Below are 21,114 nucleotides of genomic sequence, written 5' to 3'. Positions count from 1 at the left end.
ATTGTTAAAACACGCAATCACTCTGCCGGAAAGCCGTATTGACTGATCCGGCCAGGTGGTTCGCGTCGTTTGTAGGCCTGATAAACGTGGCGTCATCAGGCCGTCCCACATTACGCCAACTGACGCAGCATACGGCGCAATGGCTCTGCAGCACCCCACAGCAACTGGTCGCCCACGGTAAAGGCTGACAGGAACTCCGGTCCCATATTCAGCTTACGCAGACGGCCTACTGGCGTGGTCAGCGTGCCGGTAACGGCCGCCGGGGTTAACTCACGCATGGTGATATCCCGATCGTTTGGCACGACTTTGGCCCACGGATTGTGCGCTGCCAGCAGTTCTTCCACGGTCGGAATAGACACATCTTTTTTCAGTTTAATGGTGAACGCCTGGCTATGGCAGCGCAGCGCACCGACGCGCACGCACAGACCATCAACCGGGATCACGGAAGAGGTGTTAAGAATTTTGTTGGTTTCAGCCTGTCCCTTCCACTCTTCGCGGCTCTGACCGTTATCAAGTTGTTTGTCGATCCACGGAATCAGGCTACCGGCCAACGGTACGCCAAAGTTATCAACCGGCAGTTCACCGCTGCGGGACAGGGTCGTCACTTTACGTTCGATATCGAGAATAGCAGAGGAAGGGGTTGCCAGTTCATCGGCCACATGGCCATACAGATGACCCATCTGGGACAGCAGTTCGCGCATATGGCGCGCGCCGCCGCCGGAGGCCGCCTGATAGGTCGCCACAGAAACCCAGTCAACCAGGTCATTGGCAAACAGGCCACCGAGGGACATCAGCATCAGGCTAACGGTACAGTTACCGCCGACAAAGGTCTTAATACCTTTGTTCAGGCCGTCAGTGATGACATCCTGGTTAACCGGATCGAGAATGATGATGGCATCGTCTTTCATACGCAGCGAAGAGGCCGCGTCAATCCAGTAACCCTGCCAACCGCTTTCACGAAGCTTTGGATAGATTTCGTTGGTATAATCGCCGCCCTGACAGGTCACGATGATATCGAGCGCCTTCAGCGCATCCAGATCAAAAGCGTCCTGAAGCGTGCCGGTCGTGGTTCCACCGAATGTCGGTGCCGCCTGCCCGAGCTGGGAAGTAGAAAAGAAAACAGGGCGAATGGCGTCGAAGTCACGCTCCTCAACCATGCGTTGCATGAGAACAGAGCCGACCATACCGCGCCAGCCGATAAAACCAACATTTTTCATAGCGTTTTTTTCCTGCAGAGATGTGTGCTGTGTATGCTAACCAGTATCCTACTGGCCTATCCTTCACCATACAAAAAGCAGCCAAAGTCGCAAGTGAAATTAATCAATGATAGCGAAGCCATCAGTAATGCGACTTATCCCGCTGCGCAAGCAAGCAGAAAGTCCGCAGTAATTATCAGGGAATTTGAGTTATGAATGAAATCATTTCAGCGGCAGTTTTATTGATCCTTATTATGGATCCGCTCGGAAATCTGCCCATTTTCATGTCCGTATTGAAACATACCGAACCAAAACGCCGCCGCGCGATTATGATTCGCGAGCTGTTCATTGCGCTGTTGGTGATGCTGATATTCCTGTTTGCTGGCGAGAAAATACTGGCATTTCTTAACCTGCGCGCGGAAACCGTTTCGATCTCCGGGGGCATCATTTTGTTCCTGATCGCCATTAAGATGATTTTCCCCAGCGCCACCGGGAATAGCACCGGGCTTCCGGCAGGCGAAGAGCCGTTTATCGTGCCGCTGGCGATTCCGCTGGTAGCCGGTCCGACAATCCTGGCTTCATTAATGCTGTTATCACATCAGTATCCGAACCAGATGGGGCATCTGGTGATTGCGCTGCTGATCGCCTGGGGTGGTACTTTTGTGATTTTGCTGCAGTCGTCGCTGTTTTTGCGTCTGCTGGGCGAGAAAGGGGTTAACGCACTGGAGCGCCTGATGGGGCTGATTCTGGTGATGATGGCTACCCAGATGTTCCTCGACGGCGTAAGGATGTGGATGAAGGGGTAATCTCCCCTTTTTGGCTCAGATAGCATGTTACCCGGAGAACAGTTCCGTTCACGTTATGCTCATTACTTCTCTGACGTCACCAGTGAACGTGTTAAGGGGGCTACACAGCCCCCTTAACAATCCAGGCTCTCCGGCATGAAAATCGCCGCGTCGCGGTTCCCTCGCCTTATTCCTTCCCGCTTCCGGGGACGGGCGCAGGTAGCGTCCATGCAAACGGCGCCCTCGCCGCGCATCCTTGCGCTTACCCGGCCTACGGTGTGGATGTGTGCTCGTTTCCAGGCCCGGTAAGCGCAAGCGCCACCGGGCAATGCCATCAGCTCAACAGCTGAAAGGCAATCATACCGACAATCGCACCGACCGTGCCGAGAATGGTTTCCATCATCGTCCAGGTCTTCAGCGTTTGCGCTTCGGTCGCACCGGTAAATTTACCGAACAACCAGAAACCGGCGTCGTTAACGTGGCTGACCACGATAGAGCCGCCCGCGATACAGATAGACAGTGCCGCCATCTGGGCACCGGAGTAGTTCAGTTGCTCAATCACCGGCATCACCAGACCGACCGCCGTTAAGCAGGCTACAGTCGCGGAACCCTGAATGATACGCACAGCCGCCGCCAGCACGAAGCAGGTGATGGCAATCGGCAGGCCCATACCGGTTAACGCTTCGCCCAGCGCCGGACCGACGCCAGAATCAACCAGAACCTGTTTGAATACACCGCCCGCACCAATCACCAGCAGAATAATCCCCGCCGGCTGCAGCGCATGACCACAGATCTCCATCACGCGGTCTTTTGGCATGCCCTGGCGCACCGCCAGACCGTAAATCGCCACCAGACAGGCAACCAGAATCGCGGTAAACGGGTGACCGATAAACTCGAACCATTCATAGGTTGTAGAACCGACCGGAACAAAGCGTGCGGCGATAGTTTTCAGCCCCACCAGCACCAGCGGCAGCAGGATAAGCGATAAGCTGAAGCCAAAGGATGGCATTTTGCCTTCGCCCAAATGCGGCTCGGAAATATCTTCCGGTACGTGCAGCTCGACGTAACGGCTGATGAAATTCCCCCACAGCGGCCCGGCGATAATCATGCCCGGAATCGCGGCACACAGGCCAATCAGGATCATCCAGCCAAAGTCGGCGTGCATCTGAGAGGCCAGCAGCATCGGCGCAGGCCCAGGCAGCAGGAATGCCGCAGCAGCCGCTACGCCCGCAAACAGCGGGATCACAAGCTTAACCAGGTTCGTCCCCGTATGGCGCGCCATTGAGAATGCCACGCTAATCAGCAGCACAATCGCCACCTCAAAGAATAGCGGCAGCGCGCAAATCAGACCGGCCAGGCCAATCGCATAATGTGCGCGGCTGTGACCGAAGGATTTCAGCATTTTGACGGCAATCTGATCGACAGCTCCGGTCTCATGCAAAATCTTGCCGAACATCGCCCCCAGCGCCACAACAATCGCCAGGAAACCGAGCGTGCCTCCCATCCCTTTTTCCATGGTCGCCGCGATTTTATCGAGCGGCATACCAGAAAAGAGACCTGCACCAATGGATACCACCATCAAAGCAACGAAGGCGTGCATACGCGCCTTCATCACTAAAAACAGCAGTAATAAAACGGACCCTACTGCTGTTAAAACAAGCGTTAATGTACTCACTACTTACTGCCCTGGTTAATAACCTCAATGGTGCTGGCGACCACACCGTCCAGTGGTTGATCGATATCGACCACCAGTACATCGTTTTCATTCGCACCCGGTTCTTCCAGCGCTTCAAACTGGGTCACCAGCATCTGCGTTTTGAAGAAGTGACCTTTACGCGCTTTCAGGCGGCTTTCGATAACGTCAAAATCCCCTTTCAGATAGATGAAAGAGAGGTTCGGGTTACCGTCGCGTAGCTGGTCGCGATAGACTTTTTTCAGGGCGGAACAGACGATCAGCGAAACCTTGTTGGTACGCTGCATCGCAAAGGCGGCGTCATTCAACGCCTGTAACCACGGTTTGCGGTCGTCATCGTTGAGTGGCTCACCAGAAGCCATTTTCATGATGTTGCTGCGCGGATGGAGAAAATCGCCATCAAGAAACGCGGCCTGCAGTTGATGCGCCACTTCGCTGGCGACAGCAGATTTACCGCTGCCCGATACGCCCATCAGAACGTAAACGTGGTGATCATGATTAGTCGTGCTCAAAGCGTTGCCCCCACTGGTACAAGAATCAGGAAATTGTTACGGGTAACTGTTATCGGTAACATTGTCCAGCCGGATAAATAGAGAAGCAATATCCATTCGTGCTCGAAGTGTATAAGTGTGAGCTACTTCAAACTTGTTGGCTTAAATAGATCCGCCCGGTGACAAGGTGAAACCTAAATCTAACATTTTAGGTGTAACGGCTTCACCGCGGATGCGCGCCAGCAGACGTTCTGCGCCAATGCTGCCCATGCGTTCACGCGGCGTGAGCACGCTCGCCAGACGCGGCTCCATCACCTGCCCGATGTCGTGACCGTGGAATCCGGCAATCGCCATGTCATCAGGGATTTTCAGCCCTAAACGCTGGCATTCGAAGGCCGCCCCTACCGCCAGGTCATCGTTGGTACAAAAGACACCATCAAGCTGCGGGTATTCACGCCGCGCCTGACGGATAAGTTCAATACCGGAGGAGTAGGAAGAGGACTGTTCCACCATCACGCTGTACGGCACCAGGTCGGCATCGCGCATTGCCTGCTCGTAGCCTCTCTGTTTGATGATAGTACGTTCATCAAGGCGTGCGCCAAGATAGGCAACATGACGGTGCCCGCGGGCGATGATAGCGGCTGTCATCTGACGCGCGGCTTCGAAGTTGTCGAAGCCCACGGCAATATCAAGGCATGGGGACTGGCTGTCCATCAGCTCAACCACCGGGATACCGGCAACCTCAATCATTTTCAGCGTACGGGGCGTATGGCTACGTTCGGTGAGGATCAGGCCATCAATATTCCACGACAGCATCGATTCCAGACGCTCTTGTTCCATCTCAGGCTTATAGCCGTAGTGCGCCAGCATGGTTTGATAACCATGAGCGTCAGTGACAGCCTCAATGCCGCGTAGCACTTCAGCAAAAACCTGGTTAGTAAGAGACGGTAACAGCACGCCGATAGCGCGGCTGGTGGCGTTAGAAAGGATATCAGGAGCGCGATTGGGAATATAACCCAGCTCATCAAGTGCAGCGGCAATTTTGCCCCGCAGCGCCACGGAGACCTGCTCCGGGTTACGCAAAAAGCGGCTGACCGTCATTTTGGTCACGCCCACGCGGTCGGCTACATCCTGAAGTACGGGTCTTTTCTTTTTCATCGTCCTGAAGCGTTAAAAAGGGATAGATTCCCCCAGTTTACCACGGACGTGCGTGAACCTTCGCAGAGAAAAAAAGGAGTTTTTTATTGTGAGAAATACACAAAATCATTCGAGTTGCATCAAGGCGGCGACGCAGTAAATCCCCGGGAGCGTACATTAAGTACGCGACCGGGGTGAGCGAGGAAAGCCAACACAGATGCAGCTTTAAGCATGCCGTGTATTTTTATACTGGCGGCAGATCAAACAACAACACTTCGCTGTCGCTGTCGGCATGAATAGAAATGGCCTGCTCATCCCAGATTGCCAGACCATCGCTGGTGGTCGCTTTGGTTCCGTTAATTGTCACGTTACCTTTTACTACCTGGATCCAGACGCGGCGTTCAGCGGCAATCTGATGCACCGACTGCTCATCTTTGACCAGTGCCCAACGGTAAAGCTCCATATCCTGGTACACTTTCAGCGAACCATCACGGGCATCTGGCGACAGCACCAGTTGTTTACCCTGAGCGGCATCAAAACGGCGCTGCTCATAGCGTGGGGTAATACCGTTTTCCTGCGGCATGATCCAAATCTGATACAGATGCAGCTTCTCTGTATTGCTCGGGTTGTACTCCGAGTGACGGATCCCCGTCCCGGCGCTCATTATCTGGAACTCACCGGCCGGAACCTGCTCTTTGTTCCCCATGCTGTCCTGATGTTCCACCGCGCCTTCCAGCACGTAAGTCAGGATTTCCATGTCTTTATGGGGATGAGTACCAAAGCCCTGGCCTGCGTCGATCACGTCATCGTTAATCACGCGCAGTGCCGAGAACCCCATAAAGTTTGGGTCATAGTAGTTGGCAAAAGAGAAGGTATGCCAGGAATCGAGCCAGCCATGATTAGCGTGGCCACGGTCATTAGCTTTGCGTAAGTAGATCATTGTGTTCACCCCCAGATGTTTTCGATGGAGTAAGTGTGGACTCAATCCGCCGGGGATCATAGAGGGTGAAAATTGACTCCTCTGTTCAAAAAAAATGAACAAGCCCAGAGGAGTCTGCGCAGGCTATTTGGCGAGAGTTATCGTCGCCGGAGAAGCCTGTTCAAAGGCGCGTTCGAGGAGTTCCAGGTTGGTAAGAACTTCAGATTCCTTGACGTAATTAGGCGTACCGGCTGTCAGCGTCTGGTAAAGCGCATCATAGACGCGACCATAGTCCCCCACTTCCGGCTGCACCTCTTCTTTTACCGTCAGGCCGTCATCATTGACGTACTCCAGCATCCCAATGGAATCGTCAGCAGCGAAACCTGGCTCACCAGGCATGATATTGGCCTTCAGGCTGGTTTCCTGCTGGTCGATGCCGTACTTCACAAACGAGCCTTTGGTACCGTGAACGATAAACTTCGGATAGTCAATTTTCACCAAGTGACTGGTTTTAACAATGGCTTTCAGAGAGCCGTAGAACAGCTGCGCTTCAAAGGTATCGTCCGGGTTCGCTTTGTTGCGCAGACTGCGAATGTCATAGGCCACGCAATCGGGACGACCGAACAGCGAGATAATCTGATCCATGGTGTGTACGCCCAGACCATAGAATGCGCCGTCCTGCGGCAGTCCCGGCTTGGTTTCCGCCTCGGGGCGGTAGTAATCGAAATGGCTTTCAACCTCAACAATTTCACCGAGCTTGCCGCTCTCAATCGCTTTTTTAGCGGTGAGGAAGCAGGAATCAAAACGACGGTTCTGATATGGCGTAACGGTCAGCCCTTTGCTTTGCGCCAGTTCGAACAGTGCTTTTGCTTGCGCAAGCGTCGGCGTGAAGGGTTTCTCAACCAGCACGTTTTTACCCGCTTCCAGCGCGCGTTTGGCGTATTCAAAATGGCTGTCAGCATGGGTACAGACGATCACCAGCTTCACCTGCGGATCGTTTAAGATCTCGTCAAGGTCACTGGTGAAGTGAATATGTGAATATTGTGGCGCCTGCTCTTCTGGCTTGGCGTGGCGGCGAAAAATGTGCGCGACATGCCAGCTATTTTTGCGGTTGAGGACGTACGGCAAATGGTAGCGAGTGGTGCTTTTACCAAAACCAATAAATGCGCAGTGTAAGGTCATGAGACGATCCTTTCGAAGGTGATTGTCTACACCATAGCGCAAAGCGGCTGGAGACTGAATGTTGGATTCTTTGCCGGATGGCGCTTGAACTGCACCACAGGGCGACAGGATCGGCCGTCGGCGTCGCAGGCAGTTTGTTCACGGCAAGCGCGCAGGGCCCGGAGCGTACTAAATGTACGTGAGGAGCACGAGCACTTCCCGGGGACGAAATGGCAAGTAAGCCAGGCAGACACAAAACCTCAAAAAAAAAGCCAGCAAAAGCTGGCTAAAGTAATACTGGAAGCAATGTGAGCAATGTCGTGCTTTCAGGTTCTCCGTAGGGGTTCCCCTGAACGCAGAGCAATAATAATCATTCTCATTCGCACTTGTCTACTTCTTTTTGCAAAAAAATGCAGTTGACGGAATTTTCTTTCTCAGCGAGTGTAAATACACAATTAACCCTGCTGGAGATAAGGAATGAGTGAGATAGTGATACGCCACGCTGAACCGAAAGATTACGACGCAATTCGTCAGATCCACGCCCAGCCGGAGGTGTACCACAACACGCTACAGGTTCCTCATCCTTCCGTGGAGATGTGGCAGGAGCGGCTAGCCGATCGACCCGGTATAAAACAGCTGGTCGCTTGCATTGATGAAATTGTCGTTGGTCATTTGTGCATCGACGTTGCCCAGCGTCCGCGGCGCAGCCACGTGGCCGATTTTGGTATCTGCGTGGATGCACGGTGGCACAATCGCGGCGTTGCCAGCGCGTTGATTCGCACGATGATCGACATGTGCGACAACTGGCTGCGCGTCGAGCGTATTGAGCTAACGGTATTTGTTGATAATGAGCCGGCCGTGGCGGTGTATAAGAAATACGGCTTTGAAATCGAAGGCACAGGTAAGAAATACGGCCTGCGCAACGGTGAATACGTTGATGCCTACTTTATGGCGCGCGTGAAATAAAATTAAGGGCGAGTTTTATCGCCCTTCTTATTGAAAGGACGCAAGAGTGAAAAAGTACCTTCTCCTGGTGTTGCTGGCAGCACTCTCCCCTGCTTTCGCCACTACCGTACAAAATCTCGATTCCGTGCCCAGCGCCATTCAACACCCGGAAGGTAAACAGATTTTTGCTGAGCAAATGGCGGGAGCAACCCCAGCCAAAGGATTTGGCGAGCTTCCACAGGGATTATCTGAGAACGCGTGGATTGCCTGGGTTGCGCCGAATGAAGATCCTGACAACCTGATCCTCACGGGTGCCAAAGCCTGGGGCAAAGACGGCAAATATATCGGTGTCGCCTGTTTCGCCGACAATCCGGCCGACGCCGGGCAGGCAAAGAAATACGCGGATAACAACTGTCCGGAAAACTACAGCAACGGGCACGCCAATAAATTATATCTCGGCGTTTTTTCCTAGCAGAACCAACAGCTAACGCCGATTGCACGCTCGGAAAAACCATTAAACCAACTCTCTGAGTGGAATAAAACCGCCGAAAAAGAGAGCGATGATGAGTCCGTCAGACCGTTGGCCTATTATACAAAACTGGATCTGGCACCGTACCGGATCGCACCCGATACGCTGGCGTTTGGGGTGCGCGGTGGATACTCTGAGGCGTATTCCGGCGGCGGCGCATTTTATGAAGTGCTGGAGCTCTATGCGATCAAAGACAACAGGATAATCAACGTGTATTCCGACCTTGTTTATCAATATACGGACATCGCCGGAGAGTGGAATAAAGACGGTACAAGACAGCACGACATCAGCGAAAGTAAATATATCCTCAAAATGCGTTCGGCAAAAACGCACGAGTTTTATGATTTAGAGCGCGTAAACCTGCAGGATAAAAGCAGCCAAATATTCCGCTGGTCTGAATCGCTGCAGCGATATGCGCCATTCATCATCGATAAAAGATAGCGGTGAAATCGTTGGTTTAGGCACTGCCTGGCCGCTGGAGAAATATTTACAAGACTACGAAGAGAGCAAAACAACACGAAGCTAAGGTTACCTGGAGACAATGAATTATAATAACTGCCATTGGGCCTTCCAAACCGGCCCTCTTCCAGCGAAGAGGGCCGTTATCCTCAGTAACCCGCCGTTAAATCATCCACGGAACGCGGGTCGGACGCGCCATACAGTGCGCCATCCGGTCCAACCATAATGCTCTGCGTGCTGCCCATCGCTTCTTTCAGCGCCACTTTCTGTCCTTTTTGCTCCAGCAGTTTGATTGTATCCGGGCTGAAGCCCTTCTCAATACGAAGCTCATCCGGCAACCACTGATGATGGAAGCGTGGTGCGTTGGTCGCTTCGGCGACATTCATCCCGAAATCAATGCTGTTGACCACCATTTGCAGCACAGTAGTGATAATTCGACTCCCGCCTGGGCTGCCGGTAACCAGCCAGGTTTTCCCATCTTTTACCACGATAGTCGGCGACATAGATGACAGCGGACGCTTCTTCGGTCCGACCGCGTTGGCATCGCCGCCTACCAGACCGTATACGTTCGGTACGCCCGGCTTGGCAGAGAAGTCGTCCATTTCATTATTGAGCAGAATGCCAGTATTACCCGCCACAATACCGGTCCCGAAGGTGGTATTCAGGGTATAGGTCACCGCCACGGCATTGCCGTCTTTATCCACCACCGAGAAGTGAGTGGTCTGATTGCTTTCATACGGGGCGAGCTTGCCAGGTTTAATCTGGCTGGAAGGCTTAGCCTTGTTGATATCAATCTGATCGGCAAGCGTTTTAGCATAGGTTTTGTTGGTCAATGCCTGCCATGGCACTTTCACAAAATCGGGATCGCCCAGATACTCCGAGCGGTCAGCGTAGGCATATTTCTCCGCTTCAGCCATGACCTGCATGGCGTCGGCGCTGCCAAACCCGTACTTCTTCATATCAAAGTTTTCAAGAATATTGAGGATCTGCACGATGTGAATACCGCCAGAGGACGGCGGCGGCATGGAGAAGACCTGATACCCGCGATAGTCACCGCTAATCGGCGTACGCTCCACGGCTTTATAGCTGGCTAAGTCCTCTTTGGTCATCAGCCCGCCGTTCTTCTGCATTTCCCCGGCGATCTGATCGGCAATAGCGCCTTTATAAAACGCATCCGGGCCGCTTTCGGCAATCATTTCCAGGCTTTTCGCCAGGTTCTTTTGTACCAGCTTATCGCCTTTTTTCAGTGGCTCGCCGTCTTTCCAGAAAATGGCTTTGCTGTTCTCGTGATTAGGGAGCACTTCACTGCCATAGGTTTTCAGATCGTCGGCCAGTGCGTCATTAACCACAAAGCCCTCTTCTGCCAGCTTCATCGCCGGACGTACCACTTTGTTCAGCGGCATCGTGCCGTATTTCTCCAGCGCCAGCGAAAAACCCGCGACGGTACCCGGCGTACCGGATGCCAGATGCGACGTCAGCGACTTTTTCGCATCGGCGTTGCCCTGCTCATCAAGGAACATGTCGCGGGTCGCGCCAGCAGGGGCCATTTCGCGAAAATCAATCGCTGTGGTGTTACCGTCTTTGGTACGCAGCAGCATAAAACCGCCACCGCCCAGATTGCCCGCCTGGGGATGCGTCACCGCCAGCGCGTAGCCAACGGCCACGGCGGCATCGACGGCATTCCCACCCTGTTTAAGAATATCCACCCCCACCTGAGTGGCAAGCGCATCCACGGAGGCCACCATCCCCTGCTGCGCACGCACGGGATGGAACACATCCTCCTCAACACCGTATGATACCGGCGGCGGTGCAGCCGGAGCGGCGGCAACGCTAAAACAACTTCCTGAGAGCAGAGCAGCAATGGCTACCCGGCGTAAAAACGTCGGTTTTATCATCGTTATTCTCCAGATGTATGGGGGTCAGCCCCCACTAAGCCTGGTGCATAACTCTGAAATAATCATCGTAACGGCGAGAAAGGAGTAAACTTAAGAGATCCCCGAGAGGAGAAAAGCGATGAAACGACTCTTACTTTTAGCCATGCTGTTGCCGTTTGCAGGCTTTGCACAGCCCATCAACACCATGAATAACCCGAATCAACCCGGTTATCAGATCCCGAGCCAGCAGCGTATGCAAACCCAAATGCAATCGCAGCAGATTCAGCAGAAAGGGATGCTCAATCAGCAGTTGCAAACACAGACGCGTATGCAACAACAGCATATGGAAAACCAAATCAATTCCAACTCCCAGCGCGTCCTTCAGTCTCAGCCTGGCGAGTTTAATTCCAGCCAGCAGCAAATGCTGCCCAACAGCAACGGTGGGATGTTAAGTGGAACCCGTAACCCGGACAGCTCGCTGAATAAGCAACATATGCTGTCGGAGAAAAAGAACGGCGACATGCTGAAGCCCTCCAGCACGCCGCAGCCTAACGTTCCGTTAAAAACAATTGGGCCTTAACAGGGCTGGAAATCCGGACCAATCATATCAATGGCATCGGTACAGATGCAGTCCACTCCCCAGCGTAGCAGTTCCGCCGCGCGCTGGGGTCGGTTGACGGTATACACCAGAATACGCAGTCCTGCGTCGCGCAGCGCATCCACGCGCGCTTCATCCAGCAGCTTGTGATTAAGGTGAATAGAGACGCAGCCAAGCCGCGTTGTCAGCTCACGCCAGTCCTCGCGCCACTCATCAAGCAGTAAGCCTCTCGGCAGTTCAGGCGTCGCCTGCTGCGCCGCTGCAAGCGCGTCAATTTCAAAGGATGACAACAGCGGTGGTGTCATTCCCGCCCACAGTTCCCGAGCGGCCAGCGCTACGGCTTTGCCGGTTAACGTTCCGGTGCCGGTGGTGGGTTTAATTTCAATATTCGCCATCATACCGTGCTGACGGCAGCGCTCGGCCACTTGCGAGAGCAGCGGTAGCGGTTCGCCTTTAAACTCACCGCTAAACCAGCCGCCGGCGTCCACGCGCAATAAATCCTGCCAGTTCAGCTCGCCTGCCACACCCCAACCATTGCTGGTGCGTTCCAGGTTGTCGTCATGCAGCAAGAAGATCTCACCGTCTTTCGACAATTTAGCGTCAAACTCAATCATGGTATGCCCGTATCGCGCCCCCATGTCGATCGCCGCCAGGGTGTTTTCCGGTGCCAGCTTACCGCCGCCGCGATGGGCGACGATATGGGGGTAAGGCCAGTTACTCATACGCGTTGTCCTGTTTCGCCATCAAAAAGATGCAGATGATTTTCTGGCAGATGCAGCCACAGCGTGCTGCCTGCCGTCGGGCGATGCTGATGCGCCAGTCGCACCACCAGCTTTTGCTCACCCCAACGTCCGTGTGCCAGGTTATCCGCTCCCAGCATTTCCAGCGTGTCGACGACCAACGGCACGCCGCCTTCGGCCTGCGAGCTTAGCGCAATATGCTCCGGGCGGATACCCAACGTCATGTTACGCCCACCAGACTCCCTCGCGCTTCTGCCGAGGGGCAACGTCATGCCGTCATCCAGTTCAAAATGGGTGCCCGAGGCGCTGATGCGCCCGTCCAGCAGATTCATCGCCGGGCTGCCGATAAAACTCGCCACAAAGCGGCTGGCAGGCTTTTCATATACCTCAACCGGCGTGCCGATCTGCTCGGCAATGCCTTTGTTCATCACCATCACCCGCTGGGCGAGGGTCATCGCTTCTACCTGATCGTGCGTCACATAAAGTGAGGTGGTTTTCAGTCGGCGATGCAGATGTTGTAACTCCAGACGCATCTGTACGCGCAGCTTGGCATCGAGGTTAGACAGCGGCTCATCAAACAGGAATACCGCTGGGTCACGGACAATCGCCCGCCCCATCGCCACACGCTGGCGCTGACCTCCAGAAAGCTCGCGCGGACGACGCTTGAGCAGTTCACCCAGCTCGAGAATACGCGCCGCCTCTTTCACCCGTTCGGCAATATGCTCCTTGCCCATCCCGCGGATTTTCAGCCCCCAGGCCATATTTTCTTCCACGCTCATATGTGGGTAGAGCGCGTAGTTCTGAAAGACCATCGCAATGCCGCGATCCTTAGGCTCCATTTCGGTGACGCGTTTATTATCAATCCAGATATCGCCGCCGCTCACCCGTTCAAGCCCGGCTACCATCCGTAGCAGCGTTGACTTACCGCAGCCGGATGGGCCAACCATCACGATAAATTCTCCGTCCGCGACATCCAGTGTCAGCGGTTTAATCACCTGGGTTTTGCCGTCCCAGCTTTTGGTTACTGCCTGTAGTTTTAAACCAGCCATTTTTATTTCTCACTATCGACCAGGCCACGTACGAAGGCACGCTGCATGGCTAACACGATGATTACCGGAGGGATGAGCGTCAGCAGCATGGCTGCCATTACCTGATTCCACTGCGTGGTGCCTTCACCAGTAGCAATCATGCCTTTGATACCTGCCACCGCAGTGCCCAAATTGACATCGGTAATAATTAACAACGGCCACAAATACTGGTTCCAGCCGTAGATAAAGGTGATCACAAACAGCGCCGCCAGATTGGTTTTTGACAGCGGTAGTACAATATCGCGGAAAAAACGCATCGGTGACGCGCCGTCAATACGCGCCGCCTCAACCAGTTCATCCGGCAGGGTCATAAAAAACTGCCGGAACAGGAACGTCGCAGTCGCCGATGCCATTAACGGCAGCGTCAGACCCGCATAGCTGTCGAGCATTTTCAGGTTGGCGATCACTTCCACCGTCGGGAAAATACGCACCTCGACCGGCAGCATCAGCGTGATAAAAATCATCCAGAAGAACAGGTTACGCAGTGGAAAGCGGAACCAGACGATGGCGAATGCGGAGAGCATAGAGACGGTGATTTTCCCTACTGTAATACTGAACGCCATGATGAAACTGTTGAGCATCATCAGCCAGAACGGCGCGCTGTTAACGCCCACGCCGTTGACCCAGATGTATTTCATGTTTTCCAGCAGCTGTGTGCCGGGAACCAGTGTCATTGGCGTTTCAAAGACTGCTTTGTTATCCAGCGTCGCCGCGACAAACGCGACGTACAGCGGAAACAGGATCACCATGATCCCCATAATCAACATGGCATGGCTGAATATTGTCAGCCCACGACGATTCTCAATCATTGGTAACGCACCTTACTTTCCACATAGCGGAACTGCACCACCGTCAAAATAATGACCAGGAACATCAGCACTACCGATTGGGCGGCCGAGGTGGAGAGATCCAGCCCGACAAAGCCTTCGCGATAGATCTTATAAATCAACGTAGTGGTCGCCTGTACCGGCCCACCCGCCGTGGCGGCATCGATCACCGGGAAGGTATCAAAGAAGGCATAAACCAGATTCACCACCAGCAGAAAGAAGCTGACCGGTGCAATCAGCGGCAGCGCCAGCTTAAAGAAGCGGCGAACCGGTCCCGCACCATCAATCGCGGCGGCTTCAATCAGCGACCGCGGAATAGACTGTAGTGCGGCAAAGAAGAACAGGAAGTTGTAACTAATCTGCTTCCAGACCGACGCAAACACCACCAGAAACATCGCCTGACCGCTGTTTTGCGCATGGTTCCAGTCATAGCCAAACTCACCGAGAAAATGGGTAATCAACCCGCGCCCTGGGTTAAACAGGAAGATCCACAATACGGCGGCGACGGCGGGCGCGACGGCGTAAGGCAACAGCATCAGCGTCTGGTAAAAACGGCTGCCGCGCACCACGTAATTCACCAGCGCCGCAAAAAATAACGACACCAGCAAACCGCTTACCGTGACTAACGTACTGAACTTAATGGTGGTCCAGAATGAATCAAGGTAGTACGGGTCATGAAACAGCGCGATAAAGTTTTCCAGTCCGACAAACTGGCTAGAAAGACCAAACGGATCAACGGATTGTAGTGAGTACCACAGCGCTTCACCGGCGGGCCAGATAAAGAAAATAACGGTGATAACCAACTGCGGGGCCACCAGCAAATAGGGAAGCCAGCGCGAGCGGAACACCGGACGGGATGAAGACATGTAGGTTCTTTTCCTGGAAGGTGCCAGATTGCGGTGCAAACACCGTATCCGGCCTACAAACTACACGCATTTGTAGGCCGGATAAGTCGCAGCCGCCACCCGGCATTTCACATTACGATTTAGTCGATTGCTCAAAGCGGCGCAGTAACTGATTGCCACGATCAACGGCAGCATCCAGCGCCTGCTGCGGGGTTTTCTTCCCGGTCCAGACGCTTTCCAGTTCTTCATCTACGATGGTGCGGATCTGCGGCATGTTGCCCAGACGCAACCCTTTGGTGAACGGCAACGGTGGCTTGTTCAGCATCTGGCGGGTGGCGATATCAGCCCCAGGGTTCTTATCATAGAAGCCCTGCTCGCGGGTCAAGTCGTACGCGGCGGTGGTAATAGGCAGGTAGCCGGTCTTCTGGTGCCATTCGGCAGCAATTTCAGGCTTCGCCAGGAAGTTGAGGAACTGCGCCACGCCTTCGTAGGTTGCTTTGTCTTTACCCTGCATCACCCACAGGCTGGCTCCCCCGATAATCGCGTTCTGCGGCGCGCCCTTCACATCGGCATCGTACGGCATCATGCCGACGCCATAGTTGAATTTGGCGTAGTGGCGGATGTCAGCCAGAGAACCGGAAGAGGCGGTGGTAATGGCACAATCCCCGTTATAGAACTTCTCGGTAGACTCGTCTTTACGCCCGAAGTAGCTGAAATCCCCTTTTTTGTTCAACTCTTCCAGCAGGGCGATATGTTTCACCTGTTCCGGTTTATTGAATTCCAGCACCGCGTCAGTACTGTCAAAACCGTTGTTTTTGGTAGCCACCGGCAGACCATTCCAGGCGCTGAAGTTTTCAATCTGAATCCATCCCTGCCAGCCGCTGGCGTAGCCGCACTTCATGCCTGCTGCTTTCAGCTTCGCGGTGTATTCCGCCAGATCCTGCCAGGTTTTTGGCGGCTGCTCAGGGTCTAAACCGGCTTTTTTGAAGGCATCTTTGTTGTAGTACAGCACCGGCGTGGAGCTGTTAAACGGCTGGGAGAGTAAGTGTCCGCTTTTAGAGTCGGTGTAATAACCGGAAACCGTCGGCACGAACTGAGACTCATCGAAGTTAATACCAGCCTCTTTGAATACTTCATAGACCGGTTTAATGGCTTTCGAGGCCATCATCGTTGCCGTGCCCACTTCATAAACCTGCAGTAGCGCAGGTGCGTTTCCGGTACGGAAAGCCGCAATACCTGCGCTCAGGCTCTGCTCGTAGTTGCCTTTGTACTGCGGAACAATTTTGTAGTCGGGATTGGCGGCATTAAAACGTTGCGCCAGTGAATCAACTTCTTTACCCAGTTCACCTTCCATTGAGTGCCAGAACGGGATAGTGGTGACGGCCAGAGCCTGACCTGCAAACGCCAGGCTAAGTGCCAGTCCTAAAGCTGTATGTCGTAACGATATCATCGGTTATCTCTCTTGTTGTGCCGGATGCGCGATATCACGCGTTTTATGCTCGCGGGGGTAACATGACATGCTCGAATGACAGAAAAATAACTTTTTTATTACAAAAAAAAGATAGTAAGGCGACAAACAGATGGCAAGGCGGTGAAAGCGTAGTGACAGGAAAATGCGGGGTGGTGCACAACAAAGCCGGGTAACTCTATGTCTTACCCGGCCAGGATGACGTTATCTGTTGCAGCCAGCAAGGAACATTAATCTTTACGCCAGCGTCGTTCATATTCATTCTGTAAACGCTGCTGTTCCCGCCGCTCACGTTCGCGCTGAATATCCGATTTCTCATCTTCCCAGCCCGGGCAGACAGAGGTGGTGAACACTTCACAGGGCGAGCTGGACTGGGCTAACGAGTTGTCCGGTTTCTCTTCCCAGATTGAAGGGTCGCGCGGGTCGAACGCTGGCGGTGTTAAGGCCAGGGTATTTGATGAAAGCGTCAAAAACAAACCGCCAATCATCATGCAGATACCGGAACGTATCATCCTTTCTCCATGTTCACTTTTATTATTGATAACTATTCTCAATAATAACATAGAGCAATAAAAAGGGGCCATATCAGGCCCCCTTGTCCATTCAGAGAATGTTAACCGCCCAGATACGCGCTGCGCACTGCTTCGTTAGCCAGTAACGCATCACCGGTGTCTTCCAGCACCACATGACCATTTTCCAGCACGTAGCCGCGATCGGCGAGCTTCAGCGCCTGGTTAGCGTTCTGTTCGACGAGGAAGATTGTCATCCCCTGCTCGCGCAGTTGTTCGATGGTGTTGAAGATCTGCTGGATGATAATCGGCGCCAGACCCAGCGACGGCTCATCAAGCAGCAGCAGCCGCGGCTGACTCATCAGCGCACGGCCTATCGCCAGCATCTGCTGTTCACCGCCGGACATCGTGCCCGCACGCTGAATTCGACGTTCATGCAGGCGGGGAAACAGGTCATACACCCACTTGATGCGTTCCTGAAACTGGTCCTTTTCGGCAAAGAAGCCGCCCATCGCCAGGTTCTCTTCCACCGTCATGCGGGAAAACACGCGACGCCCTTCCGGAACAATCGCTACCGCTTCGCGCATGATTTTCGCCGTCTGCCAGTCGGTAATGTCTTTCCCATCAAAGACAATTCGCCCACTTGTCGCACGCGGATCGCCGCACAGCGTACCAAGCAGCGTGGTTTTTCCCGCGCCGTTGGCGCCGATAAGCGTCACGATTTCACCCTGATTGATATACAAGCTGACGTCGTGCAGCGCCTGTATCTTGCCGTAGTGGGCGCTGACTTTGTCAAAGGACAACATGACTTTTTCCATATTATGCGTCACCACCATTATGCTTCACCTAAATAGGCGCGGATCACGTCCGGGTTGTTACGAATCTGTTCCGGCGTCCCGTTCGCCAGCGGCGTGCCCTGATTCACCACGTAAATACGGTCGGAAATACCCATCACCAGCTTCATGTCGTGCTCAATCAACAAAATGGTGGTGTTGTGATGGTTACGCAGTTCAGCAATCAGCTCGTCCAGCTCTTTGGTCTCTTTCGGGTTGAGGCCTGCGGCGGGTTCGTCGAGCATCAGGATTTCCGGCTGGGTCACCATGCAACGTGCAATCTCCAGACGGCGCTGGTCGCCGTAGGCCAGGTTACTGGCCTGACGGTTGGCGTGCTCCAGCAAACCAATACGCTCCAGCCAGGTGGCAGCGCGATCCAACGCTTCACTCTGCGCGCGACGGAACGACGGGGTTTTCAACAGGCCGGAGAAGACGCCGGTTTTCAGCTGCTGATGTTGCGCCACCAGCAGGTTTTCAATCACCGTCATCTCGCGAAACAGACGCACGTGCTGGAAAGTACGCACCACACCCATCCGCGCAATTTGCTGACCCGGCAGCCCTTCCAGATGCTGGTCGCGCAGTTTAATCGTCCCACCCGTCGGCTTATAAAAACCGGTCAGACAGTTAAAGACCGTGGTTTTTCCCGCACCGTTTGGCCCGATTAACGAGACGATCTCCTGTGGTCTCAGCTCCAGTTCAACGTTGTTTACCGCCAGCAGACCGCCGAAGCGCATCATCAGGCCGTTGACGGATAATAATGGCTGACTCATGCCTGCTCTCCTTTTGCTTCCCCGTTTTTCAGCTTCAACTGCGGACGGGTCATCGGCAACAAGCCCTGCGGACGCCAGATCATCATCAGTACCATTAAACCACCCAGCATTAACATGCTGTATTCATTGAAATCACGCATCAGCTCGCGTGACACCACCAGCAGGATGGCCGCGAGGATCACTGCAAACTGTGAGCCCATTCCGCCCAGTACCACAATCGCCAGCACAAAGGCCGACTCGGCAAAGGTGAAGGATTCCGGGCTGACAAAACCCTGACGCGCGGCAAACAACGTACCGGCAAAACCGGCAAACGCGGCGCTGATGGTAAAAGCGGTCAGCTTGATGCGCGTAGGGTTTAAGCCCAACGAGCGACAGGCTATTTCATCTTCGCGCAGTGCTTCCCACGCACGACCCAACGGCATACGCAGCAGACGGTTGATGACAAACAGCGAGAAGACCACCAGCAGCAGCGCCACCAGATAGAGGAAAATAACGCGGTCAGAGGGATCGTACTTCACGTTAAAGAAGTTGCTGAAGGTATCCCAGCCACCTTCACGGGCAGTACGGCTGAACTCCAGACCGAAAAAGGTCGGTTTCGGGATCTGGCTGATACCGTTCGGGCCACCGGTCACTTCGGTGTTGTTGAGCAGCAGGATACGGACGATTTCGCCGAAGCCTAAAGTCACAATCGCCAGATAGTCACCGCGCAGGCGCAGTACCGGGAAGCCGAGCATAAAGCCCGCAGCAGCGGAAACCAGCCCCGCCAGCGGCAGACAGGTCCAGAAGCCGAGTCCGTAATAGTGGTTCAGCAGCGCGAAGGTGTAAGCACCGATGGCATAGAAGCCGCCGTAACCCAGCACCAGCAGACCGGAAAGCCCCACCACCACGTTTAAGCCGAGGCCGAGGATGATATAAATCATCGTCAGCGTGGCAATATCAACCGTACCGCGCGACACCATAAACGGCCACGCCACGGCAATCACCAGCAGCGCCACCAGGAACAGCTTCTGTTTAACGGTGGAGCCATCAATCGCCGGCAGAATAAACTTCGGTCCAGAGACGCTCTTCAGGCCCTTCTGGAAAGCTGGACGCAACAGTTGGAAGAGAAAGACCACGCCAGTGCCGATAAACACCCACTGCCAGCGGATATCCGCGGCGGTATCCACCACCAGTTTGGTACCGTCAAGCTCCAACTGGACGCCCATAAAGACGCCCGCCAGGATGAAGAACATAGCGGCAGAGAGCAGCGCCATTGCAAAATGCATCGGTTTCATACTTTCTCTACCTCCGGGCGACCCAGAATACCGGTCGGCATCACCAGCAGCACCAGAATCAGCAGCGCGAATGAAACCACGTCTTTGTATTCGGTACTCAGATAAGCAGAGGAGAGCGCTTCCGCGACACCCAGAATCAGGCCGCCGATCATCGCCCCAGGAATGCTGCCGATGCCGCCCAGTACCGCCGCGGTAAAGGCTTTCATTCCGGCCATAAAGCCGATATAGGGGTTAATTACGCCGTAGAACTGGCCGAGCAGTACGCCCGCTACCGCCGCCATTGCCGCGCCAATCACAAAGGTCAGCGCAATCACACGATCGGTATTTATGCCGAGCAAGCTGGCCATTTTCAGGTCTTCCGCGCAGGCACGGCAGGCACGGCCCATACGGGAGTAACGGATAAACAGCGTCAGCGCCAGCATCGCCAGGAAGGTTACAATCCAGATAACCAACTGCATGGTGGTGATGGAAGCAGAGAAGTTTTCGCTACTGCCGACAGTCCACTGGCCGTTAAACAGGCTGGGCAGCGCCACATCGCGCGAACCTTCCGTCAGGCTGACGTAGTTTTGCAGGAAGATGGACATCCCGATAGCGGAAATCAGCGCGATCAGGCGCTTAGAGCTGCGTACGGGCCGATACGCTACGCGTTCAATGCTCCAGCCGTAGGCGCTGGCAATCACAATCGCGCCGACAAAGCCCGCCGCGACCAGTAGCCAGCTGGAATCAATACCCATCATCATTAGCGCAGCGATGATCATAAAGGAGACATAGCTGCCGATCATATACACCTCGCCGTGGGCGAAGTTGATCATGCCGATAATGCCGTACACCATCGTGTAACCGATAGCGATCAGCGCGTAGGTGCTTCCCAGCGTGACGCCGTTAAACATCTGCTGCAAGAAATAGAGGAACTGCTCGGACATAAGGTAACCTTTCTTAACCCGCCCGTTTGCACGGGCGGTGGGATAACTCG

General features: G+C 54.1%; 20 protein-coding genes and 2 pseudogenes. 5 read left to right on the top strand and 17 right to left on the bottom strand.

The features are described from left to right. Positions 1-110: 110 nt before the first annotated feature. The gene (asd, locus tag HV345_RS01400) at positions 111-1,217 is read right to left on the bottom strand and encodes an aspartate-semialdehyde dehydrogenase (RefSeq protein ID WP_016154818.1); all 1,107 of its coding nucleotides are present in this window, start codon (positions 1,215-1,217) and stop codon (positions 111-113) included. Positions 1,218-1,408: 191 nt separating this feature from the next. Here asd and yhgN point away from each other — a divergent pair, with 191 nt between their 5' ends. Next, complete coding sequence (gene yhgN, locus HV345_RS01395; RefSeq protein ID WP_003023480.1) at positions 1,409-2,002, top strand: NAAT family transporter YhgN; 594 nt, start codon at positions 1,409-1,411, stop codon at positions 2,000-2,002. 313 nt (positions 2,003-2,315) lie between these two features. On the opposite strand, the gene gntU is transcribed toward yhgN, so the two are convergent. From gntU to HV345_RS01370, 5 genes are all read right to left on the bottom strand, one after another. Beyond that, a complete protein-coding gene (gene gntU / locus HV345_RS01390; protein WP_016154820.1) occupies positions 2,316-3,656 on the bottom strand; it encodes a gluconate transporter in 1,341 nt (446 codons plus the stop codon). Next, a complete protein-coding gene (gntK, locus tag HV345_RS01385; RefSeq protein WP_003023475.1) occupies positions 3,656-4,186 on the bottom strand; it encodes a gluconokinase in 531 nt (176 codons plus the stop codon). Before gntK ends, gntU begins: the two co-directional genes overlap by 1 nt. 141 nt (positions 4,187-4,327) lie before the next feature. Further along, on the bottom strand, positions 4,328-5,323 hold the full coding sequence (gene gntR / locus HV345_RS01380; protein WP_016157654.1) for a gluconate operon transcriptional repressor GntR: 996 nt from the start codon (positions 5,321-5,323) through the stop codon (positions 4,328-4,330). 223 nt (positions 5,324-5,546) lie between these two features. After that, a complete protein-coding gene (gene yhhW, locus HV345_RS01375) occupies positions 5,547-6,242 on the bottom strand; it encodes a quercetin 2,3-dioxygenase (RefSeq protein WP_003023472.1) in 696 nt (231 codons plus the stop codon). Positions 6,243-6,365: 123 nt separating this feature from the next. After that, the gene (locus HV345_RS01370) at positions 6,366-7,403 is read right to left on the bottom strand and encodes an oxidoreductase (protein ID WP_046274517.1); all 1,038 of its coding nucleotides are present in this window, start codon (positions 7,401-7,403) and stop codon (positions 6,366-6,368) included. A 456-nt stretch (positions 7,404-7,859) separates the two neighbouring features. Here HV345_RS01370 and yhhY point away from each other — a divergent pair, with 456 nt between their 5' ends. The 3 genes and pseudogenes from yhhY to HV345_RS26290 all read left to right on the top strand — a co-directional run. Then, entirely contained in the window at positions 7,860-8,348 is a 489-nt protein-coding gene (gene yhhY, locus HV345_RS01365; protein ID WP_101700390.1) for an N-acetyltransferase, read from the top strand. Positions 8,349-8,394: 46 nt separating this feature from the next. Beyond that, positions 8,395-9,276, top strand: a pseudogene (locus tag HV345_RS26640) (hypothetical protein); the annotation flags it as partial. Next, positions 9,271-9,382, top strand: a pseudogene (locus HV345_RS26290) (hypothetical protein); the annotation flags it as partial. The pseudogenes HV345_RS26640 and HV345_RS26290, both read left to right, overlap by 6 nt. 82 nt (positions 9,383-9,464) lie before the next feature. Here HV345_RS26290 and ggt read toward each other — a convergent pair. Next, complete coding sequence (ggt, locus tag HV345_RS01355) at positions 9,465-11,210, bottom strand: gamma-glutamyltransferase (protein ID WP_019078128.1); 1,746 nt, start codon at positions 11,208-11,210, stop codon at positions 9,465-9,467. 118 nt (positions 11,211-11,328) lie between these two features. Here ggt and HV345_RS01350 point away from each other — a divergent pair, with 118 nt between their 5' ends. After that, a complete protein-coding gene (locus tag HV345_RS01350) occupies positions 11,329-11,769 on the top strand; it encodes a DUF2756 family protein (RefSeq protein WP_016157658.1) in 441 nt (146 codons plus the stop codon). Here the strand turns inward: HV345_RS01350 and ugpQ are convergent. From ugpQ to livH, 10 genes are all read right to left on the bottom strand, one after another. Continuing rightward, positions 11,766-12,509, bottom strand: coding sequence for a glycerophosphodiester phosphodiesterase (gene ugpQ / locus HV345_RS01345; protein ID WP_181636176.1), 744 nt, complete (start codon positions 12,507-12,509; stop codon positions 11,766-11,768). The two genes, HV345_RS01350 and ugpQ, sit on opposite strands and share 4 nt — an antisense overlap. Then, complete coding sequence (locus HV345_RS01340; RefSeq protein WP_016154829.1) at positions 12,506-13,576, bottom strand: sn-glycerol-3-phosphate import ATP-binding protein UgpC; 1,071 nt, start codon at positions 13,574-13,576, stop codon at positions 12,506-12,508. Before HV345_RS01340 ends, ugpQ begins: the two co-directional genes overlap by 4 nt. Positions 13,577-13,578: 2 nt before the next feature. Continuing rightward, a complete protein-coding gene (ugpE, locus tag HV345_RS01335; protein WP_003023450.1) occupies positions 13,579-14,424 on the bottom strand; it encodes a sn-glycerol-3-phosphate ABC transporter permease UgpE in 846 nt (281 codons plus the stop codon). Beyond that, complete coding sequence (ugpA, locus tag HV345_RS01330; RefSeq protein ID WP_137352421.1) at positions 14,421-15,308, bottom strand: sn-glycerol-3-phosphate ABC transporter permease UgpA; 888 nt, start codon at positions 15,306-15,308, stop codon at positions 14,421-14,423. The genes ugpE and ugpA overlap by 4 nt, the downstream gene beginning before the upstream one ends. Before the next feature lie 112 nt (positions 15,309-15,420). Beyond that, on the bottom strand, positions 15,421-16,737 hold the full coding sequence (gene ugpB, locus HV345_RS01325) for a sn-glycerol-3-phosphate ABC transporter substrate-binding protein UgpB (RefSeq protein ID WP_181636175.1): 1,317 nt from the start codon (positions 16,735-16,737) through the stop codon (positions 15,421-15,423). Between the two features lie 248 nt (positions 16,738-16,985). Next, positions 16,986-17,267, bottom strand: coding sequence for a hypothetical protein (locus tag HV345_RS01320; protein WP_019078125.1), 282 nt, complete (start codon positions 17,265-17,267; stop codon positions 16,986-16,988). A 101-nt stretch (positions 17,268-17,368) separates the two neighbouring features. Continuing rightward, entirely contained in the window at positions 17,369-18,082 is a 714-nt protein-coding gene (gene livF, locus HV345_RS01315; RefSeq protein WP_085951092.1) for a high-affinity branched-chain amino acid ABC transporter ATP-binding protein LivF, read from the bottom strand. A gap of 17 nt (positions 18,083-18,099) precedes the next feature. Continuing rightward, positions 18,100-18,867: a high-affinity branched-chain amino acid ABC transporter ATP-binding protein LivG gene (gene livG / locus HV345_RS01310; protein WP_003023438.1), complete on the bottom strand. Its 768-nt coding sequence runs from the start codon at positions 18,865-18,867 to the stop codon at positions 18,100-18,102. Continuing rightward, positions 18,864-20,141, bottom strand: coding sequence for a branched chain amino acid ABC transporter permease LivM (gene livM / locus HV345_RS01305; protein WP_016154835.1), 1,278 nt, complete (start codon positions 20,139-20,141; stop codon positions 18,864-18,866). Before livM ends, livG begins: the two co-directional genes overlap by 4 nt. Beyond that, positions 20,138-21,064, bottom strand: coding sequence for a high-affinity branched-chain amino acid ABC transporter permease LivH (gene livH / locus HV345_RS01300; protein ID WP_003023435.1), 927 nt, complete (start codon positions 21,062-21,064; stop codon positions 20,138-20,140). The genes livM and livH overlap by 4 nt, the downstream gene beginning before the upstream one ends. Between the last annotated feature and the right edge of the window lie 50 nt (positions 21,065-21,114).

It is taken from the genome of Citrobacter sp. RHBSTW-00986 (assembly GCF_013783065.1).
Classification (GTDB): Bacteria; Pseudomonadota; Gammaproteobacteria; order Enterobacterales; family Enterobacteriaceae; genus Citrobacter; species Citrobacter braakii.
The sequence above is the reverse complement of the archived record's forward strand: the minus strand, read 5'-3'. Positions and strand labels throughout refer to the sequence as shown.